Consider the following 17,750-nt stretch of genomic DNA (forward strand, 5'->3'; position numbering starts at 1 on the left):
CGCTTCAAAGCTGTGATTGTCGGCGATCCCGGCCCCGCAAGACAAGAGCCGGGAAACAACGCACCAAAGACAAAGGGCCGGCATCTCGTGACACCGGCCCCTTGCCTTCTTCCTCCCATCATCCGCTGCGCTCTGCAAACACGGCGGATGCCAGGTGCCTCAACCTTACCTCAACAATCAGCAAATCATTTATATCATTTACTGGAAATACGGCGGCGGCTCCACGCCCATCCACAATTCCGACGACAAGCGCATCATGTCATTGAGCGAACCGCGCTGGGCGAACATCTGGCGCAGCCAGCCCGCATCGGACAAACGATCATGCGCAATGCGCCGCAAGCGCGTGATGGTCTGCTGTTCCGCCTCATTGGCCACATAGGGCTCCAGCAACTGCAACTGCTGCAGCAGGTGTTCATAGATGGGCAGCTTGCGCGATTGCGATGGCGTGGCACCATGCAGGGCCAGCTGGCCGTTGAGCCCGAAGCGGCTGGCCTCGAAGCGGTTGTACTGGTACAGCAGATAGAAATCATCCCCGACCACGAAGGGCCGCTCGGTCAGGATCCAGCGTGCCAGCAGTTGCGCATAGGCGCCCAGGTGCGCGGCATGCTCGATGGTCAGCGGCGTATCGCAGACGCGGATTTCGACGGTGCCGTACTCGGGCTTGGGGCGGATGTCCCAATAGAAATCCTTCATGCTGGCGATGATGCCCATCTGGTGCAATTCATCGTAATACGTCTCGAACTCGGCCCAGGTGGTATGCACCGGCGCCGTGCCCGAGAGCGGGAAAGCGCGTACCACGTTGCTGCGCGAAGACTCGAACTTGGTGTCCGCCCCTTGATAGAACGGCGACGCCGCCGACAGCGCAATGAAGTGCGGCACGTAACGCGAGAAGCCGTGCGTGAGATACAGCGCATCATCGCCATTCTCCACGCCGATGTGGATGTGCTGGCCGAAGACGGTGAAGGTCTTGGCCAGGTAGCCGTATTTCTCGTGCAGGTAATGGAAGCGCTCGCTGGGCGTGATGCGCTGCTCGTTCCAGTGCTGGAAGGGATGCGCACCGCCGCCGGAGACGTCGATGTTGAGATACTGCGCGCCCTTGTTCAAGGCCGCGCGCAAGCCCTTCAGTTCTTCGATCAGTTCATCGACGCGCGTATGGATGCCGGAGTTCAGCTCGATCATGCCCTGCGTCATTTCCAGCTTGATCTGCTTTTGCAGGTCGCGCGGTTCGATCCAGTTCAGCAGGTCCACCGCATCGCTGGCCAGGTTGTAGTTGCGGCGATTGACCAGTTGCAGTTCCAGCTCGATGCCCATGGTAAAGGGCGTGGAAGAACCGAACGGCAAAATGCCGGCACTGCCCTGCGGGCCGGCCACATGGGCCTGGCTGGCGGGGGCGTCATGTTCGTTGCGGATCAGTGTCTCGGTAGTCATTCGCGTCCACTCTCTCCAGATTTGATCAAGGCAAACTGGGTTGCCACCGGCCCCAGGAATTCCAGGACCACCATGCTGCCCGCCAGCAGCGGCAAGACATTGGCCGTGGTGTGCGGGTACAGCGACGAAACGGTTTGCATCAGTCCCACGCCGACCTCGGTCATGGGCAAGGTACCCAGCGTGAGCAGGCCGGCCTGGCGCCAGTTCATGCGCGCAAAGCGGGCGAACAGGAAGATGCCCAGCCCCATGGCCAGGAAGCGCGCCGCGATCAGGATCAGCACCGAGAAGCCCAGCAGGCTCAGGTCCGACAGCTTCATCGACGCACCCACCGTGACGAAGAGCATCACGATGAACAATTCATTGGCCACGCCGAACTCCAGCTCCATCAGGTCGAACTGGCGATCCAGGTTCTTGGAGAGGATGGCGAAGATCAGCATGGACAGCATCACCGGCAGATGCAGCGCATGCGCCACCCCGATGGCCAGCGCGATCACCGAGATCACCAGCACGAATTGCGAACTGCTTTCGCGGCCCAGCAGGCGCGCCAGCGGCATCATCAACCAATACGTCAGATAGGCCAGGATGGCCGAACCGATCAGCGAATACAGCGTGTGCTGGATCAGCGTCCAGACGGGTGTACCCGCCTCATGCGCGATGACCGGCAAGAGCGCGTAAGCCGCCAGCACGGCGACGAAATTGTTGAGTGCCGTCATGGCAGCCAGACGGCGCGTGACCTGGCCTTCGGCCTTGAGGTCGCGCAGCACCACCAGCACCACGGCAGGGGCGGTGGCGATGGCCATCACGCCGCCCAACAGCGCCATCACCGAATCGGTACCGAACCAGCTCAATGCAACACTGACGAAACCGAAACACAGCACGGCCGAGACGCCAACGGTGATCATCAGCCATTTTTCGCGGCGCAGCCAGCCGATGTCCACATAGCGGCCCAATTGATAGACCACCAGCGCCACGGCGATGTCGGCGAAGATGTTGGTGACCTTGAGGACTTCACCGGACAGCAGATTGAAGCCACCGGTGCCCAGCAGGAAACCGACCAGCAGATACCCCGTGATGCGTGGCACCCATGGGGATTTGGAAACGATGTAACCCGCGATCAGCCCGAAGAGCAGCAGGCCGCCGAATACCAGCAGGGCATTCCATTGCAGCGTCTGTGCGAGGGTGAACGACGGAAGAGCCCACTCCATATCTCCTCCTGTAACGATTAGGTGTTGAACCGCAATCGCATGGCGTAATACGGCATGCACGGCGCGGATCGCGTGAGCGCGGGCAGCGTAACGCACATGGGGTGCACGGATTGCCCGACGAGAACAGGCCCGTTTTTCTGGTGAAGATTTTCTAAGGAAAAATCTGCCATCAAAAAACTCGGAGCCCAGAAGATATCACTCTTGCTCTACGCGATGATGTTTTTTTTACCTACAACGGAAATGCCAGAACTCATTTCATCAATAAACGTGAGATGCGTTCTGCCCAGAAAGGGCGCTGGCAAGGCGTGCGACGCGTCGTGTGGCGGTGCCACACGCAAGGAGCACAACGCGGCCAGCGCCCTTTCTGGGCAGAACCCGAAGGGAGCGGCCCGTTTGGGCGAATTGCTGCGTTACGAATTTGGGTCAAGACGTCCAGTCTTGACCCAAATTCGCGCCTTGCACTTCATCCCAAACGGGACTCGCTCGCACTCACGTTTATTGATGAAATGAGTTCTAACTTCCTGATCTGATGTTTATTGAATGTCTGGAATCTGTCCGAAGCGCATGGAGAAGACGACGGTAGTTGGGGGAGCCTCAATGTTCCGTCAGCATGCCGTCAGCGGTAATCAGCGCAGACCTGATTCGTTTGTCAGAAAAAACCGACACGAGCGCACTGCGATAACGTGCCAGTTGGGCCGCGTAATCGGCGCGTTCGCTATCGAGCAGGCGGCGCTTGTAATCGAGCACCCAGACTTCATCGTCGAACATGACCACGCGGTCCAGTCGCAGCACGCCCGACGGCGCGACGATTTCCATCTCGTTGCGCGCCCAGCGATGCAGCGCCGGATTGAAGAAGCGTTCCAGCTGCGGCTGGGCCAGCACCTCGCGCGCCTGCGCATGCACCACCTGCGCCATCTCCGAGGAAATGCCCAGCCAGCGCACCAGAGTGGAGGCTGACGGCAGGCGCAACGGCCAGGCGTTGCCGTGGGTGAGACGTTCCAGCAACGCATGCAGGGCCACGCCTTCATCGATGGCGTCGGTGCTGACCAGCGTGCCATCGGCGTCGACCTCCGGCAGCGCGCCGTCCTCGTCCGCGCCAAAGAGCGACATCGGCACCGGCTTGGGATCGAACAGCGGCAGCGAGAAGTGCTCCTCGATGTCGGCGGCATCGGCACCGTGGACCGACTCCTCGCTGATCTCGCGCACCGGGGCATCGCTGGCGAAGAGGCGCTGGTACCAGCTGCCCTCCACCACCCCGCCCTCGCCAGCGCCGCGTTTGCCGGCCACGCCCGAGACCAGCAGCAATTGCTTGGCGCGCGTGATGGCGACATAAAGCAGGTTCCAGTCTTCCTGGGTCTTCAACAGCTCTTCTTCCTCGAACAGCGCATCGCGCGCGCAGCCGCGTTCGCTGCGGCGGCCGAAGGCGGAGAAATGCGTCGGCGCATCCTGGTCCTGCGGCCAGGCGCAGAGGATGCCGAGGTTGTCTTCCACCGAATCGCTGTGATTGGCATCGAGGATCGCCACCACCGGCGCCTCCAGCCCCTTGGCACTGTGTACGGTGAGGATGCGCACGGCATCGGCGCTGGCGTCCACGCTGGCTTCATCGGGCGCATCGCCGCCGGAGCTGCGCTGCAGGACGCGCAGCGCATCGATGAACTTGGGCAGGCTGGGATAGCGGCCCGCATCCATGTTCAGGGACAGCTCGACGAAGGCCGCGATATTACCGAGGGTCTGGCTGCGCGTGAGCGGCGAGGCATGCTGCGCATAGCGCGCCACCAGTTCACCCTGATGCAGGATCATGTCCAGCAGGTCATGCACCGGCAGGTGCGGCGCGGCCGCCAGCCAGCGCTGCAACAGCGTGACCGCACGCACCAGCGCGGCCGAGGCTGCGCCCTCCTGCTGCATGGCCTGCAGGTGCTGCCACCAGTGGCCGCCCTCGGCCTGTGCCACGCGGCGCGCGATCTGCACCAGGTCATCATCGGCCGCCCCGATGATGGGGCTCTTGAGGACGTGGGCCAGCGCACGCGTATCGTTGGGCGTGATGAGGAAGGTCAGCAGCGCGATCAGGTCGGCGATCTCCAGCGATTCGAGCAGGCCGCCGCGCTTGTCGGAAATGAAGGGAATACCGGCCGCGCGCAAGGCGCTCTCATAGGCGGCCAGGTGGGTGCGCTTGCGCACCAGCAGCATGATGTCGCCCCAGCGCATGGCGCGCGTGCCCCGGCCCTCGATGACCGGTACTTCCCGATACGCCTTCAACAGCGCCTGCGCCAGCGCCTGCCCTTCCAGCAGGCGGCGCGCATCGTCTTCCTCGCCGCGCGGCGTGGTCAGCGGATTGCGCCAGGGGATGATGTCCGGCTCGTTCTGCGCCGTGTCTGCAGAGGCCGGTTCTTCGGTGGTTTCAGGCGGGGTGACGTTTTCTGCACTATCGTCTTGCCGCGCCAGGGGCAGACGCCAGACCTCGCCACCAGCAAGGCCGAGCGTGGTCTGTTCAGCGAACAAGGGATTGCAGCCCATGACGAATGAACGATTGAGCACCGCGACCACCGCCGTCGCATTGCGGCGGGTCTGGTTGGCGCGCAGAATGGCCGCCCCCTGCGCACGCAGCATCTCGCGCGCTGCCACGAACACGCGCGGTTCGGCGCGGCGGAAGCGATAGATCGACTGCTTGGGATCGCCCACCACGAACACGCTGGGCTGGGCCGCATCGCCGCCATAGGCATCGAGCCAGCAGCGTACGATGCACCATTGCAGCGGGTTGGTGTCCTGGAATTCATCCAGCAGGATGTGCTTGTAGCGCGCATCCAGACGGGTCTGCAGGTAGGCGGCGCTGGCTTCGTTGCGCAGCAGGCGGTAGGCCTGCCATTCGAGGTCGGCGAAGTCCAGCACGCGCTGTTCGGCTTTCACTTCCTGGTAGCTGGCCAGGTAGGCGCGGCCTGCGGTGAAGAGGGCGCGGTTGAGTTGCAGTACGCCCTTCTCCTTGCTGCGTCCCTGCAGACTGCGCAGTTCTGCACCGATCGCATTGAATTCGTCTTCAAAGGCGGACAGCGCGGCTTCCTCGCCAGCCTCGAAGTGCTGCACCAGCGCCGCCAGCAGCGACTTGACCTTGCCGTTCTTGCGTGGCTTGTCCTTGTCATCGAAGAACTGGTTGTAGAGCGCATCAAAATTCTCCAGTGCGGGGCCCGCTGTCAAGGCGGATTCGATGGCTACCGCGCGCGTCTTGTTAGCGCTACCGCCCTGCCCCAGCAGGATCGCAATCTGGCTTGCGCGCGCTACCAGCGTGGGAACCTCCCACAGCGACAGGCGCGCATCGCGCTGCGCATCGGCGCCGCAGAGGTCTTCCAGCCAGCGCAAGGGGGAGGGCATGACGTTTTCCTCACCGCCCTCCTCTTCATCATCCTGCGTGGCCGCCCACCATTCAGCGCGCTTGTCGATGAAGGCGTCGAGCAACTGGCGTGCATTGAAGTCGCCCGCCAGTTCGTAGAGTTCCAGCAACGCCGCCTTGATCGGCGCGCCATCGGGATCCCCCAGTTTCTGCATGAAGCGCCGATAGGCTTCATCGAGCAGCTCGCCGTTTTTTTCCGTCAGGGTATAACCGTGCGGCACGCCCGAGGCCAGCGGCGCGATCTGCAGCAGGCGGGCGAACCAGCTGTGGAACGTATCGATGGACAGGCTTTGTTCGGACGAAAGAATGCGTTCATACAAGCCGCGCGCCACCGGCAACAGCCGGGGCAGGTCAGGCTCGGCCACGCCGCGCTCGCGCAACAGCGCAGCGGCTTGGGCATCGCTGGCCAGGGCCAGTTCATGCAGCAGTTCGAGCAGGCGTTCACGCATTTCCTGCGCGGCCTTGCGGGTGAAGGTGATGGCCAGCAGTTCCGGCGCCTGCGCACCCGCCAGCAGCAGGCGCAGCATGCGCGCCACCAGCAGCCAGGTCTTGCCGCTGCCGGCGCATGCTTCCACCACGACCGAATGGCGTGGGTCGCAGGCTTCTCGCGTAAAGATATCCGCACCGACGGGCTTGTCGTCGACCTCGTAGGCGGCAGCTTGCTTGTCGGCGGCGCTCACAGCCAGGCTCCCTTGCGGCACAGGCCGCGCATCTCGCAATACTGGCAGACCGATTCGATGCCGTTGGCCGGCAGGGCTGCGCCGTGCGCCACGGCGTGCATGGTGGTGGTGATCTGTTGCTGGAGCATCTTCTGTCTGCGTGCGAAATCGGGAGCGGCGACGTCGCCGGTTTTCTTGTCGGGGCCCAGTTCAAGGGCGACGTAGTGGGCGTGGTCCACGGTGCCACCGGCCAGCAGGCCGTAGAAGGCCAGCTGATGGTCATCCTCTTCCCTGACCTTCTGCTTGAGGCTGGCGGCAGTGCGGGTCTTGTAGTCGAGCACGGCGCGCTCGCCCTGGTCATTGCGGTCCACACGATCGAGCCGTCCATAGAGCTCGATGCCGCCATCTTCCCAGCGCAATGCGTGGGACTGCGATTGTTCACCGAAGGCAAATTGCCAGCCCTCGGCTTCACGCTCATTGGCCCACAGCAGGTAGGCCGGCATCACCTTCTGCCAGCGCGCATGGAAGGCCAGCGCGGCGGGATGGCGCTGCATCTCGCGCTGGAATACCTCGTCGGAAAACCGCGCCAGCAGCGGTGCGCGGGCGGACAGCGGAGTGTCGTTGTCGCGCAGGTGGGCGTGATATTTGTAAAGAATTTCGTGCAACCAGCTGCCGTAGTCGCGCTTCTCGGGCATGTCCGAGAGCTCGTCCATGACGGCCACGCGCAGCATGCGCTGGGCAAAGAACTGATACGGGCAGGCGAGGAAGCTGCCGAAGCCGCTGGCCGACAGCGAGGGCGGCAACAGCTCCGGCGCGCTGGGCGCGGGCATGAACGAGGGCAGCGCATGCAACTGCTTCATCGGCGGCGGCAGTTCTATCCGGCGCAGGGGCGCTGCGCCCTGCTGCGCCAGTTTCAGTTCCAGGCGCTCGATCCAGGGACTGACCGGATTGGGTTCACCGTCCTGATGGGTCTGCCAGCACAGGACCACTTCGGGATTCACGCACAGCAATTCGGTGAGGTCGCGCAACTGCTGGCGCTGCCGCGTGGCACGCGTGGCCAGGTTCAGTTCGCGACGTACGGCATTGGAGAAGAACAGGGTTTCCTGCGGAGGTGAAGGCAAATGCGCCGCATCGGCGCCGATCACCAGCACCGCCTCGAAACGCCGCAGGCGCGCGCCGTTCAGAGGCAACATCACGACGCGCCGGTCCTTGATGGGCGGCATGAAGGAAGTGGCGTCCAGACGCAGATTGAGCAGCGCGCGCCATTCGGCAAAGGAAAACGTATCGGCCAGTCCATCCTGTTCGGCCGCGATCTCATCAAGCATCAGCAGACACTGTGTGCCCGCGCCATCGGCGCGCAGCGCGGCTTCCATGCCCAGGGCCTGGCACAGGCCGCGCTGGGTCTCGCACCATTGCGCCAGGGTCTTGCGTCCGCCGAAGCGGGCCGCCTGCTTGGCCAGGGTGATGATGCAGGCCAGGTCATCGGCCTGCCCGGCTTCGGCGAAGGCCGATTGCAGCGCCTGCCAGTCGCCGGCGATGTTGGTGCGGCGCAGGCGGGCTTCAATGCGCATGACGCGATCGCTGCGGTGCGCATCATCCGGGAAGACAAAGGGCGACTTCAGCAGATCCAGCAGTGCATTGGTCTCGCCACGGGCCGAGACCAGATCGTTCCAGGCCGCCAGCGCAGCGGCGGCGCGGGTGGTGGAGAGCTTCCAGCCGGTCTCGTCGGCCACGGCTACTTCGGCTCGCTCCAGCAGGGCGCGCAGGCGGCGCGCGGTGACGCGATCCTGCGCCACGATGGCGATGTCGGTCTTGCCCTGCTGCAGCCAGCGCAGCACGATCTGCGCGCTTTGCACGGCAGCGTTTTCCAGGTCGCCGGCCGGGCACAGCAGCGGCATGGCGGTGGCAGCCACCGACGATGCGGCGGGCTCGCCAGTATCCGGCTGGATACCGTCATCCTCGCGTACCAGTTCTTCCCAGGCCGACAGATACAGCGGATGCAGCGGCGCAATGGCGGCACGGCTCCAGTCCAGGGTAACGATGCGCACCGGCTGGCGCTGTGCATAGGCTGCGAGAAAAGCTGCATCCAGCGGTTCCGGTTCGGTCGGGCTGACCCACACCAGCGGCAGGCTGGCCTGGTCAGCCAGGGTCAGCATGGCATCAAAGCGTTGCACGATGCGGTCATGGGCATCGAGCTGGGTCTTCCAGACCTGCCATACCAGCGCCGCTTCATCGGAGAGCATGCCGTGCGCCGAGGGGGCCAGCGGTTCCAGCAGTTGTGCCAGGGCCTGGGTCCAGCGGCCCACGGCGGCCTCTTCGCCATCGGCATGGGCGCGGATCTCGGGCAGCAGCGCCAGCGTCAGTTCATCGGACAACGCCAACAGCGTCTGTGCCAGCGGCAGCAGGTCGGCGTTGCGGCGGGCGGAAAACATTTTCTTGAGCCAGCCATGCTCGCGCAATTGCGCATAGAGCTGCATGAGCCGCTCACTCTCGGAGGGCGGCGCGCTCTCGCCCGGTGGCTGCATGGCCAACAGGCCCGAGAGCGTATTGATGCGCGGCGCGATGTAGGGACGGCGTAGTTCGCGCGACAGTGCCGCCTTGAAGTTCTGCGCGTGCGAAAACGCCGGCACCATCCATTGCACCCCCGAGAAATCCAGCGCGCCGTCCGATTGTGCCTGCAGGGCCTGGCCCAGCGGCTGGCCCTCGCGCAGCAGCGCGCGCACGGCCTGTTGCCAGAAATCGGGACTGGGCGGGATGGGGACGGTAGCAAGCAGCATGCGTTCTCAGGGTTCAATGATGGCGGTTGAGGATAGCGCGGATGGCGCTGACAGGTCAGCAAAGCGGCCGGCCGGCGCGGGCAGTGATTGTATTTTTCTCTTGCTCCAAGAGATTTTTTCAATCACGCACCCGCCGCAACTGCTGCGCATTGTATGCCAGCCGGCCCCTGCCGCGCCCCGGTCCGGACCTCTGCCGCAGCGGGCAAAGCCGCGCCGGCGCTTGGCCACAGCCGGACCGGAAGCGATGAGGACAGCCGACAACAAGCCCCGGTCCGCGCGTCTACACTTTCCTTCAAAATGGGTTATGATTGCCCCTGTACCCCGCCGCTTACCTCTGCCGCGCTTCAAAACAACTTGAATCGGCGCGCAACGACTCCACGTAGACCTAGCAACTCCGGAAGCGTTGATGGCTCACGCCAGGCCTGATGGTATGTGTCACCGGCGCTGATTGACTAATTACACCACTGCCTCATACCGAGGAAATGCCATGAGCGAACATATCAAACATATTACCGACGCCTCCTTCGACGCCGATGTGCTGAAGTCTGACAAGCCCGTGCTGGTTGATTTCTGGGCCGAATGGTGCGGTCCCTGCAAGGCCATCGCCCCGATCCTGGAAGAAGTCGCCAAGGAATACGACGGCAAGCTGCAGATCGCCAAGCTGGACGTGGACTCCAACCAGGCCATCCCGGCCAAGTTCGGCATCCGCGGCATCCCGACCCTGATCCTGTTCAAGAACGGCGCTGCTGCTGCCCAGAAGGTCGGCGCACTGGCCAAGGGTCAGTTGGTCTCGTTCATCGACAGCAACATCTGATTCTGATGTAACATCCGACGGCGGCGCGCTCGCGCTGCCGTCCGCCCGGTACACGATGCCGGGTTTATCCTAGATCCACACCACGCAATTCCCTCCCCCACCTTTACTTATCCCGTCCCGGGACACTCATATGCACTTATCAGAACTAAAAGCGATGCACGTCTCTGCCTTGCTGGAAATGGCAATCAGCCTGGACATCGAGAATGCTGCGCGCCTGCGCAAACAGGAGCTGATGTTTGCCATCCTGAAGAAGCGCGCAAAATCAGGAGAACAGATTTTTGGCGATGGCGCCCTCGAAGTGTTGCCTGACGGCTTCGGCTTCCTGCGCTCGCCCGACGCCAGCTACATGGCGTCCACCGACGACATTTACATCTCGCCTTCGCAGATCCGCCGTTTCAACCTGCACACCGGCGACTCCATCGAAGGTGAAGTGCGCACGCCCAAGGATGGCGAGCGCTATTTCGCCCTGGTCAAGGTCGACAAGGTCAACGGCGAACCGCCGGAAGCCTCCAAGCACCGCATCCTGTTTGAAAACCTCACGCCGCTGCACCCCAACAAGCTGCTGCAGCTGGAGCGCGACATGCGCGGCGAGGAAAACATCACCGGCCGCATCATCGACCTGATCGCCCCGGTCGGCCGCGGCCAGCGCGGCCTGCTGGTGGCCTCGCCCAAGTCGGGCAAGTCGGTGATGCTGCAACACATCGCCCACGCCATCACCACCAATCATCCGGACACCGTGATGATCGTGCTGCTGATCGACGAACGTCCGGAAGAAGTGACCGAAATGCAGCGCTCGGTGCGCGGCGAAGTGGTCGCCTCCACCTTCGACGAACCGGCCACGCGTCACGTGCAGGTCGCCGAAATGGTGCTGGAAAAGGCCAAGCGCCTGGTCGAAATGAAGAAGGACGTGGTCATCCTGCTGGACTCGATCACCCGTCTGGCACGCGCCTACAACACCGTGATCCCGGCCTCCGGCAAGGTGCTCACCGGTGGTGTGGACGCCAACGCGCTGCAACGCCCGAAGCGCTTCTTCGGTGCGGCCCGTAACGTGGAAGAAGGTGGCTCGCTGACCATCATCGCCACCGCCCTGATCGAAACCGGTTCGCGCATGGATGACGTGATCTACGAAGAATTCAAGGGCACCGGCAACATGGAAGTGCACCTGGAACGCCGCCTGGCCGAGAAGCGCGTCTACCCCGCCATCAACCTCTCCAAGTCCGGCACCCGCCGCGAAGAGCTGCTGATCAAGCCGGACCAGCTGCAAAAGATCTGGGTGCTGCGCAAGCTCATGTACGACATGGATGAAATCGAGGCGATGGAATTCATCCTCGACAAGATGAAGTCCACCAAGAACAACGCCGAGTTCTTCGACATGATGCGTCGCGGCAACTAAATCATTGCGTGGACCACAAGACGGCATGCCCCTCACCGGGCATGCCGTTTTTTATTGACCCGGCAGCAACAATAAACGCGTATTTTCAACTGAAAAACCACGCCGCCAGCGGGCGCCCACTGGCTCGCCTTGACCCAAGCCCCTGATTTCACTGTATAATTTCGGACTTTTCCAAACCGGCAAGTGATCATCAATCGGGTCAAGAAGCAAGGCGACCGACGAAGTGGCGATTGGCTACCAAACTACTCTTGAGGCAATCATGAAAGAAGGCATCCACCCGGATTACCGCGAAGTCCTGTTCCACGACATGTCGAACGACTTCAAGTTCATCACCCGCTCGACCATCGGCACCCGCGAAACCGCCGAGTTCGAAGGCAAGCAATATCCCCTGGTGAAGATCGAAGTGTCCTCCGAATCGCACCCGTTCTACACCGGCAAGCACAAGATCGTCGACACCGCTGGCCGCGTCGAGAAGTTCCGCCAGAAGTTCGGTTCCGTCGGTTCGAAGACTGCTGTCTCGAAGGCGTAATCTGTACTTCCCTCAAAAAAGGCAGCTCCGGCTGCCTTTTTTGTTTGGCTCTTGCGTGGTGCCCAGGCCGCGCCTGCACCACGATGTAGCAGACTGAAACAACTTTTTACCGGGTTTTCCTGCACAATAGGGCCTGCAAAAAAAGTCCAAAGCCGAACACAACGGCAAGCGCCGCGCAGACCACTCCGGCTGGCGCACCACTCACCACGCAGCACAGAACAAGAGCAACAAGATCTTGATGAAGCCAGTCCGTCTTCCCGCCGCAGCGACCAATGTGCTTCCGCGCATGGTCCTCTTTGCGCTCGCCCTCCTCTACATCCTGCCCGGCCTGATCGGCCGCGATCCGTGGAAGAACGAGGACGCCACCAGCTTCGGCATCATGTGGACCATGGCGCACGGCCATCTGGCCGACTGGCTCACCCCCAACGTGGCCGGCCTGCCGCTGCCGGCCGAGAGCCCGCTGGCCTACTGGTTCGGGGCGATCTGCATCAAGCTGTTCGGCTGGCTGCTGGGCGACCCGCTGGCCGCGCGCATCTCGGTCGTGGGCTGCTTCCTGGTGGGCTCCATGTCGATCTGGTACACCACCTATCTGCTGGGCCGCCGTAGCGAGGCACAACCCTTGAAGCTGGCCTTCGGCGGCCAGCCCGAACCCAAGGACTTCGGCCGCACCCTGGCCGATGGCGCCTTCCTGATCTATCTCGGTTTCCTCGGCCTGCTGCTGCATAGCCACGAGACCAGCCCCAAGACCCTGCAGATCGCCCTGGTGGCCTACGCCATGTTCGGTGCGGCGCGCGTCTTCGATGGCGGCAAGCGGCGCCACGGCATCTGGCTGGGCCTGGCGCTGGGCATGCTGGTGCTGACCTATGGCTGGCTGCTGCCGGTGGGCGTGCTGATTGCATTGCTGCTGCTGGCCACGCTGCGCAAGGATGGCCGTGCACTGCGCCTGTTGCTCTTGCTGACCCTGCCGCTGGCCCTGCTCATCAGCGCCGCCTGGGTGGTCGCATTGCACCAGCTGATTCCGGCTGAAGCCGCCGGCCAGTTCGAGCTGTGGATGAGCTGGAACATCTACCAGTTGAACCGCCCCACCTTTGCCACGCTGGCCTTCCTCGGCAAGTACGGCGTCTGGTTCGCCTGGCCGGCCTGGCCGTTTGCGGGCTGGGCACTGTACGCCTGGCGGCGCCAGCTGGGCTCGCTGCATATCGCGCTGCCGCTGGCCTTCCTGATTCCCATCACGCTGCTGCTGCTGATCAACGTGCATCGTGAAGAAGGCATGCTGCTGCCGCTGCTGCCGGCGCTGGCCATCCTGGCCGCCTTCGGCCTGCCGACCATGAAGCGCGGTGCCATCAATGCAGTGGACTGGTTCTCGGTGATGACCCTGACCACCTCGGCAGCCTTCATCTGGATCGGCTGGATCGCCAAGGAAACCGGCTGGCCGGCCCAGATCGCACGCAATGCCTACAAGCTCGCACCCGGCTTCAAACCCGGCTTCGCCTGGATCTCGCTGGCCATCGCCGTGGCCGCCACCATCGCCTGGATCGTGGTGGTGCACTGGCGCATCTCGCGTCGTCCCTCGGTGCTGTGGCGCGCCGTGGTGCTGTCCTCGGGCGGCGTGATCCTGTGCTGGGTCCTGCTGATGACGCTATGGCTGCCCTGGGTCAACTACGGCAAGAGCTATGCGGGCGTGGCCGAGCAGATCGAATCGAAGCTGGGCTCGGTCAAGCAATGCGTGCAGACCAACGTCGGTCCGGCCCAACGGGCTTCCTTCGCCTACTTCGGCGACGTGCGCTTTGCCGACGAGCGCGACCAGAGCTGCGATTACCTGCTGCTGCAGGATGACATCAGCAACCAGGATGCCTCGCTCATGCTGCGTCAATACCCCGGCAACTGGCGCATGCTCTGGGAAGGCCGCCGCCCCTCGGACCGCGACGAACGCTTCCGTCTCTATCGCCGCGCCGGCCGCTGATTGTAGGCCCGTGCACGCGTGACCACAGAACTGTCCGTCCATAGCTCCCGCCATCACGCCGGCCGCATCGCGCGGCTGGCCTGGCCGCTGTTGATCGGCCAGTTGGCCATCATCGCCAACGGCGTGATCGATACCGCCATGGTCTCGCGCTTTTCGGCGCTGGACCTGGCCGCGCTGGCGCTGGGCGTGTCGATCTACGTGAGCGTGTTCGTCGGCTTGTCGGGCGTGCTGCAGGCCCTGCAGCCGACCATCGGCCAACTCTTCGGTGCCGGCCGCGTGGGCGAGATCGGCCATGAGGTCAAGCAGGGCATGTGGCTGGCCGTGTTGCTCTCGGCGGTCGGTTCGCTGGTGCTGATGTTTTCGCCGCTGTTCCTGGCCCTGGCCAAGGCCTCCCCGGAACTGGTGGAGAAAGCCACCCTGTACCTGCGCATCGAAGCGCTGGCGCTGCCGGCCACGCTGTTCTTCCGTGTCTACTCTTCACTCAATACCGCGCTGGCCCGGCCCAAGATGGTGATGGCCCTGCAGCTGGGCGGCCTGTTGCTGAAGCTCCCCCTGAACGCCCTGCTCATCTTCGGCGGCCTGGGACTGCCGGCCTTCGGCGGCCCCGGCTGCGCCATTGCCACCACCCTGATCGCGTGGATGATGATGATCGTCGCCTGGCTGCTGGTGGCGCGCCTGCCGCTGTATCGGCCGCTGAAGCTCTTTGGCAGCGGCTTCGTCGCGCCCTCCTGGCAGAGCCAGCGCACGCTGCTGCGGCTGGGCATTCCGATTGGCATGTCCTACTTCATCGAAGTCACCGCCTTTACCCTGATGGCGGTCTTCATCGCGCGCCTGGGCGCGGTGCCGGTGGCGGGCCACCAGATCACGGCCAACGTCGGCACGGTGCTGTACATGCTGCCGCTGTCCATTGCCAGCGCCACCAGCACGCTGGTGGCGCAAGCCATCGGCGGCGGCAACATGCCGGAGGCCAAGAAGATCGGCCGTGCCGGGATTCGCCTGGCGGTGTCGCTGTCGGTGATGATCGGCGTGATCGTCTGGTTCCTGCGCGAACACATCATTCGTGCCTATACGCCAGACCCGGTGATCGTCGGCGCGGCGCTGCCGCTGTTCCTCTACATCGCCTTCTACCAGCTCTTCGATTCCCTGCAGGTCACCACGGCCTTCGTGCTGCGCGCCTACAAGGTGGCGGTGGTTCCCACCGTGATCTATGCAGTGACCTTGTGGGGCGTGGGGCTGGGCGGAGGATATCTGCTGGGGCTGGACCCGCTGGGCATGACCCCGCCCGCCTTGCGCGGCCCGTCCGGCTTCTGGCTGGCCAACAGCCTCAGCCTGGGACTGGTGGGTATCGGCTTGCTGGCCTACCTGCGCGTGATCCAGGGCCGCGCGCAACGCGGCGAACTCAGCGTTTGATCACGCTGCCGGCGGCAAACAGATCGTCATTGCTGGCGTCGACCAGGCCGGGTACGCTCAGCGCTTCGTCCGGCCGTCCCAGCAGGAATCCCTGCACCTGATCACAATGCAACTGCTGCAGTTCGCGCAGTTGTCCTTCGGTCTCCACGCCTTCGGCCACCACTTCCATCTGCAGCGCGTGCGCCAGTGCAATGATGGCGGCCACGATGGCGCGTCCCGAGTGATCGTCCAGGTCCAGGCGCGAGGTGAAGAAGCGGTCGATCTTGACCTGCCGGCAGTGGAATTGCGCCAGATAGGCCAGGCTGGAATAGCCGGTACCGAAGTCGTCGATGGCGATGTCGAAACCCAGCGACTGGAGTTCCCGCACCACCCGCGTGGTGCGTTCCACATCCTTCATGGCCGCCGTTTCGGTGATCTCGAACATCAGCCGCTGCGGCGCGATGCCGGCCGCACTGACCACCTTCAGGATGCGCTCCACCAGGTCGGTGCGCATCTGCAGCGGCGACAGGTTCAACGCCACCTTGACCGGCTTCATGCCCGCTGCATCCCAGCGTCCGATCTGTGCGCAGACGGCCTGCAATACCCAGTCACCGATGCAGAGGATCTGCCCCGAGCGCTCGGCAATGGGGATGAATTCCGCGGGTGCCATCTCGCCCAGCTCCGGATGATGCCAGCGCAGCAGCGCCTCCAGCCCGGTCAGCTCCTTGCCGGCGCCGCGATACTTGGGCTGGAAGTGCAGGCGGAACTGCTGCTGGTCGATGGCTTGCTGCAGTGCCTGGCGCACCTGCAGATGGCGCATCGCGCTGGCATGCATGGCCGGCTCGAAGAAGCGATAGGTATTGCGCCCGCTCTGCTTGGCTTCGTACATGGCGGCATCGGCGTTTTTCATCAGGGTATCGACCGACTCGCCGCTGTTGGGATAGACCGCGATGCCGATGCTGGAGGTCACGCGCAAGGGGGAATCCTCGACCTGGAAATCCTGGCGCAGCGCGGCCAGGATATTTTCCGCCAGCTGTTCCACCACCTCGGGCGAAGACAGATTGCTCATTACCACCACGAACTCGTCGCCACCGATGCGCGCCACCATGTCCTCGCCACGGATACAGGCACGGATGCGCTGCGCCACTGCCACCAGCAGGCCGTCACCCACGGCATGGCCGAGCGAGTCGTTGATGGCCTTGAAACCATCGAGATCCATGAACAGAACCGCAAACGGCTTGCCATTGCGGCGCGCCACCTCCACCGCATGCTGGATGCGGTCCGACAGCAAGGCGCGGTTGGGCAGGCCGGTCAGCACATCATGGGTGGCAAAGTGCAGCAGCTTGTCGTTGGTACGCCCGACGATCTTCTTGAGGACTTCATTGCGCTGCACGCCGCTGACCACCAGCGCCAGCGCCATGGCCAGGAAGGCCAGAAACACCAGGCCATTGACCATGTGCTCGCGGGTGATGCTCCCGGCGGTCAGGCTTAGTGCCTGCGGGTCGATCAGCACTGCACGCAGCCCGGCCACCGTTGCCGAGACCAGCCCGGCGCCTACCAGCATGGCTGCCAGCACGCGCCGCGCCTGCTGCGAGTTGAGCGAGCCGGCCATGGGCTTGCGCCCGTTGCTGGCAGAAAACAGCGTGACGATGAACACCGCCACCACTTCCGACACCACCAGCGCCACGGCCAGCAAGGGCGTGTGATACAGCAGGGGCGGCACCAGCGCCATCGACTTGAGGGCAATGTAGAAGGCCGCACTGAAGGCCGCACCGATGCTCAACCCGCCGATCACCAGCCGGGCCGCATGCGGACGCCGCATGCCGGTCAGGTGCATCAGGTAGAAGGCGCTGGCCAGGCATAGCAGCAGCGCCAGCACCACCATGCGCGCATCGAAGCCGATGGTCATCGGTGCATCCAGCGAGGCCACCGTCAGCAGCATCGCCCCCCACACGCCCACCCCGAAGACGGCCGCCCCCACCGAGAGCCAGACCCGCCGATGCTGGGCTTCCTGCAGCACGATGCGCTCGGAGACCTCCAGCGCCGCGTAGGCCGAAAGGCTGGCGACCAGCAAGGCAAAGGCCAACAGCAGGAAATGAAAGGAAGCTGACATTGTAGAACCTGGCTCGGGTGCGCACCTTCCACGCGGGCGATCGCTGGGAGCCCGCAGGAAAGAACGCCTGCTCGGTATCGCGGCCGGTCCGTCCTGGC

Annotated in this window: 10 protein-coding genes; 5 read left to right on the plus strand and 5 right to left on the minus strand. The window is 63.7% G+C overall.

The genetic code is table 11. From position 1 onward, the window contains the following. Positions 1-198: 198 nt before the first annotated feature. From ACVC5H_RS21720 to ACVC5H_RS21735, 4 genes are all read right to left on the minus strand, one after another. On the minus strand, positions 199-1,428 hold the full coding sequence (locus ACVC5H_RS21720; protein ID WP_489619802.1) for a YbdK family carboxylate-amine ligase: 1,230 nt from the start codon (positions 1,426-1,428) through the stop codon (positions 199-201). Continuing rightward, positions 1,425-2,633, minus strand: a complete 1,209-nt coding sequence (locus ACVC5H_RS21725; RefSeq protein ID WP_489619803.1) for a cation:proton antiporter — start codon at positions 2,631-2,633, stop codon at positions 1,425-1,427. Before ACVC5H_RS21725 ends, ACVC5H_RS21720 begins: the two co-directional genes overlap by 4 nt. 594 nt (positions 2,634-3,227) lie before the next feature. Further along, positions 3,228-6,695 (minus strand): UvrD-helicase domain-containing protein, encoded by a 3,468-nt coding sequence (locus tag ACVC5H_RS21730; RefSeq protein WP_489619804.1) that lies wholly within the window; start codon positions 6,693-6,695, stop codon positions 3,228-3,230. Beyond that, positions 6,692-9,451, minus strand: coding sequence for a PD-(D/E)XK nuclease family protein (locus ACVC5H_RS21735; RefSeq protein WP_489619805.1), 2,760 nt, complete (start codon positions 9,449-9,451; stop codon positions 6,692-6,694). The genes ACVC5H_RS21730 and ACVC5H_RS21735 overlap by 4 nt, the downstream gene beginning before the upstream one ends. Positions 9,452-9,938: 487 nt before the next feature. Between ACVC5H_RS21735 and trxA the strand changes: the two genes are divergently transcribed. The 5 genes from trxA to ACVC5H_RS21760 all read left to right on the plus strand — a co-directional run bounded on the left by trxA (position 9,939) and on the right by ACVC5H_RS21760 (position 15,560). Then, positions 9,939-10,265, plus strand: coding sequence for a thioredoxin TrxA (gene trxA, locus ACVC5H_RS21740; RefSeq protein WP_338718081.1), 327 nt, complete (start codon positions 9,939-9,941; stop codon positions 10,263-10,265). A 130-nt stretch (positions 10,266-10,395) separates the two neighbouring features. Next, positions 10,396-11,658 (plus strand): transcription termination factor Rho, encoded by a 1,263-nt coding sequence (rho, locus tag ACVC5H_RS21745; RefSeq protein ID WP_008325783.1) that lies wholly within the window; start codon positions 10,396-10,398, stop codon positions 11,656-11,658. Positions 11,659-11,917: 259 nt separating this feature from the next. Beyond that, entirely contained in the window at positions 11,918-12,187 is a 270-nt protein-coding gene (locus tag ACVC5H_RS21750) for a type B 50S ribosomal protein L31 (protein ID WP_008325780.1), read from the plus strand. A gap of 238 nt (positions 12,188-12,425) precedes the next feature. Beyond that, on the plus strand, positions 12,426-14,150 hold the full coding sequence (locus tag ACVC5H_RS21755) for an ArnT family glycosyltransferase (protein WP_489619806.1): 1,725 nt from the start codon (positions 12,426-12,428) through the stop codon (positions 14,148-14,150). An 18-nt stretch (positions 14,151-14,168) separates the two neighbouring features. Then, positions 14,169-15,560 (plus strand): MATE family efflux transporter, encoded by a 1,392-nt coding sequence (locus ACVC5H_RS21760; protein WP_489619807.1) that lies wholly within the window; start codon positions 14,169-14,171, stop codon positions 15,558-15,560. On the opposite strand, the gene ACVC5H_RS21765 is transcribed toward ACVC5H_RS21760, so the two are convergent. Then, positions 15,550-17,652: a putative bifunctional diguanylate cyclase/phosphodiesterase gene (locus ACVC5H_RS21765; protein ID WP_489619808.1), complete on the minus strand. Its 2,103-nt coding sequence runs from the start codon at positions 17,650-17,652 to the stop codon at positions 15,550-15,552. The two genes, ACVC5H_RS21760 and ACVC5H_RS21765, sit on opposite strands and share 11 nt — an antisense overlap. Positions 17,653-17,750 lie beyond the last annotated feature (98 nt).

The sequence above is a fragment of the Herbaspirillum sp. Her3 genome (genome assembly GCF_057961275.1).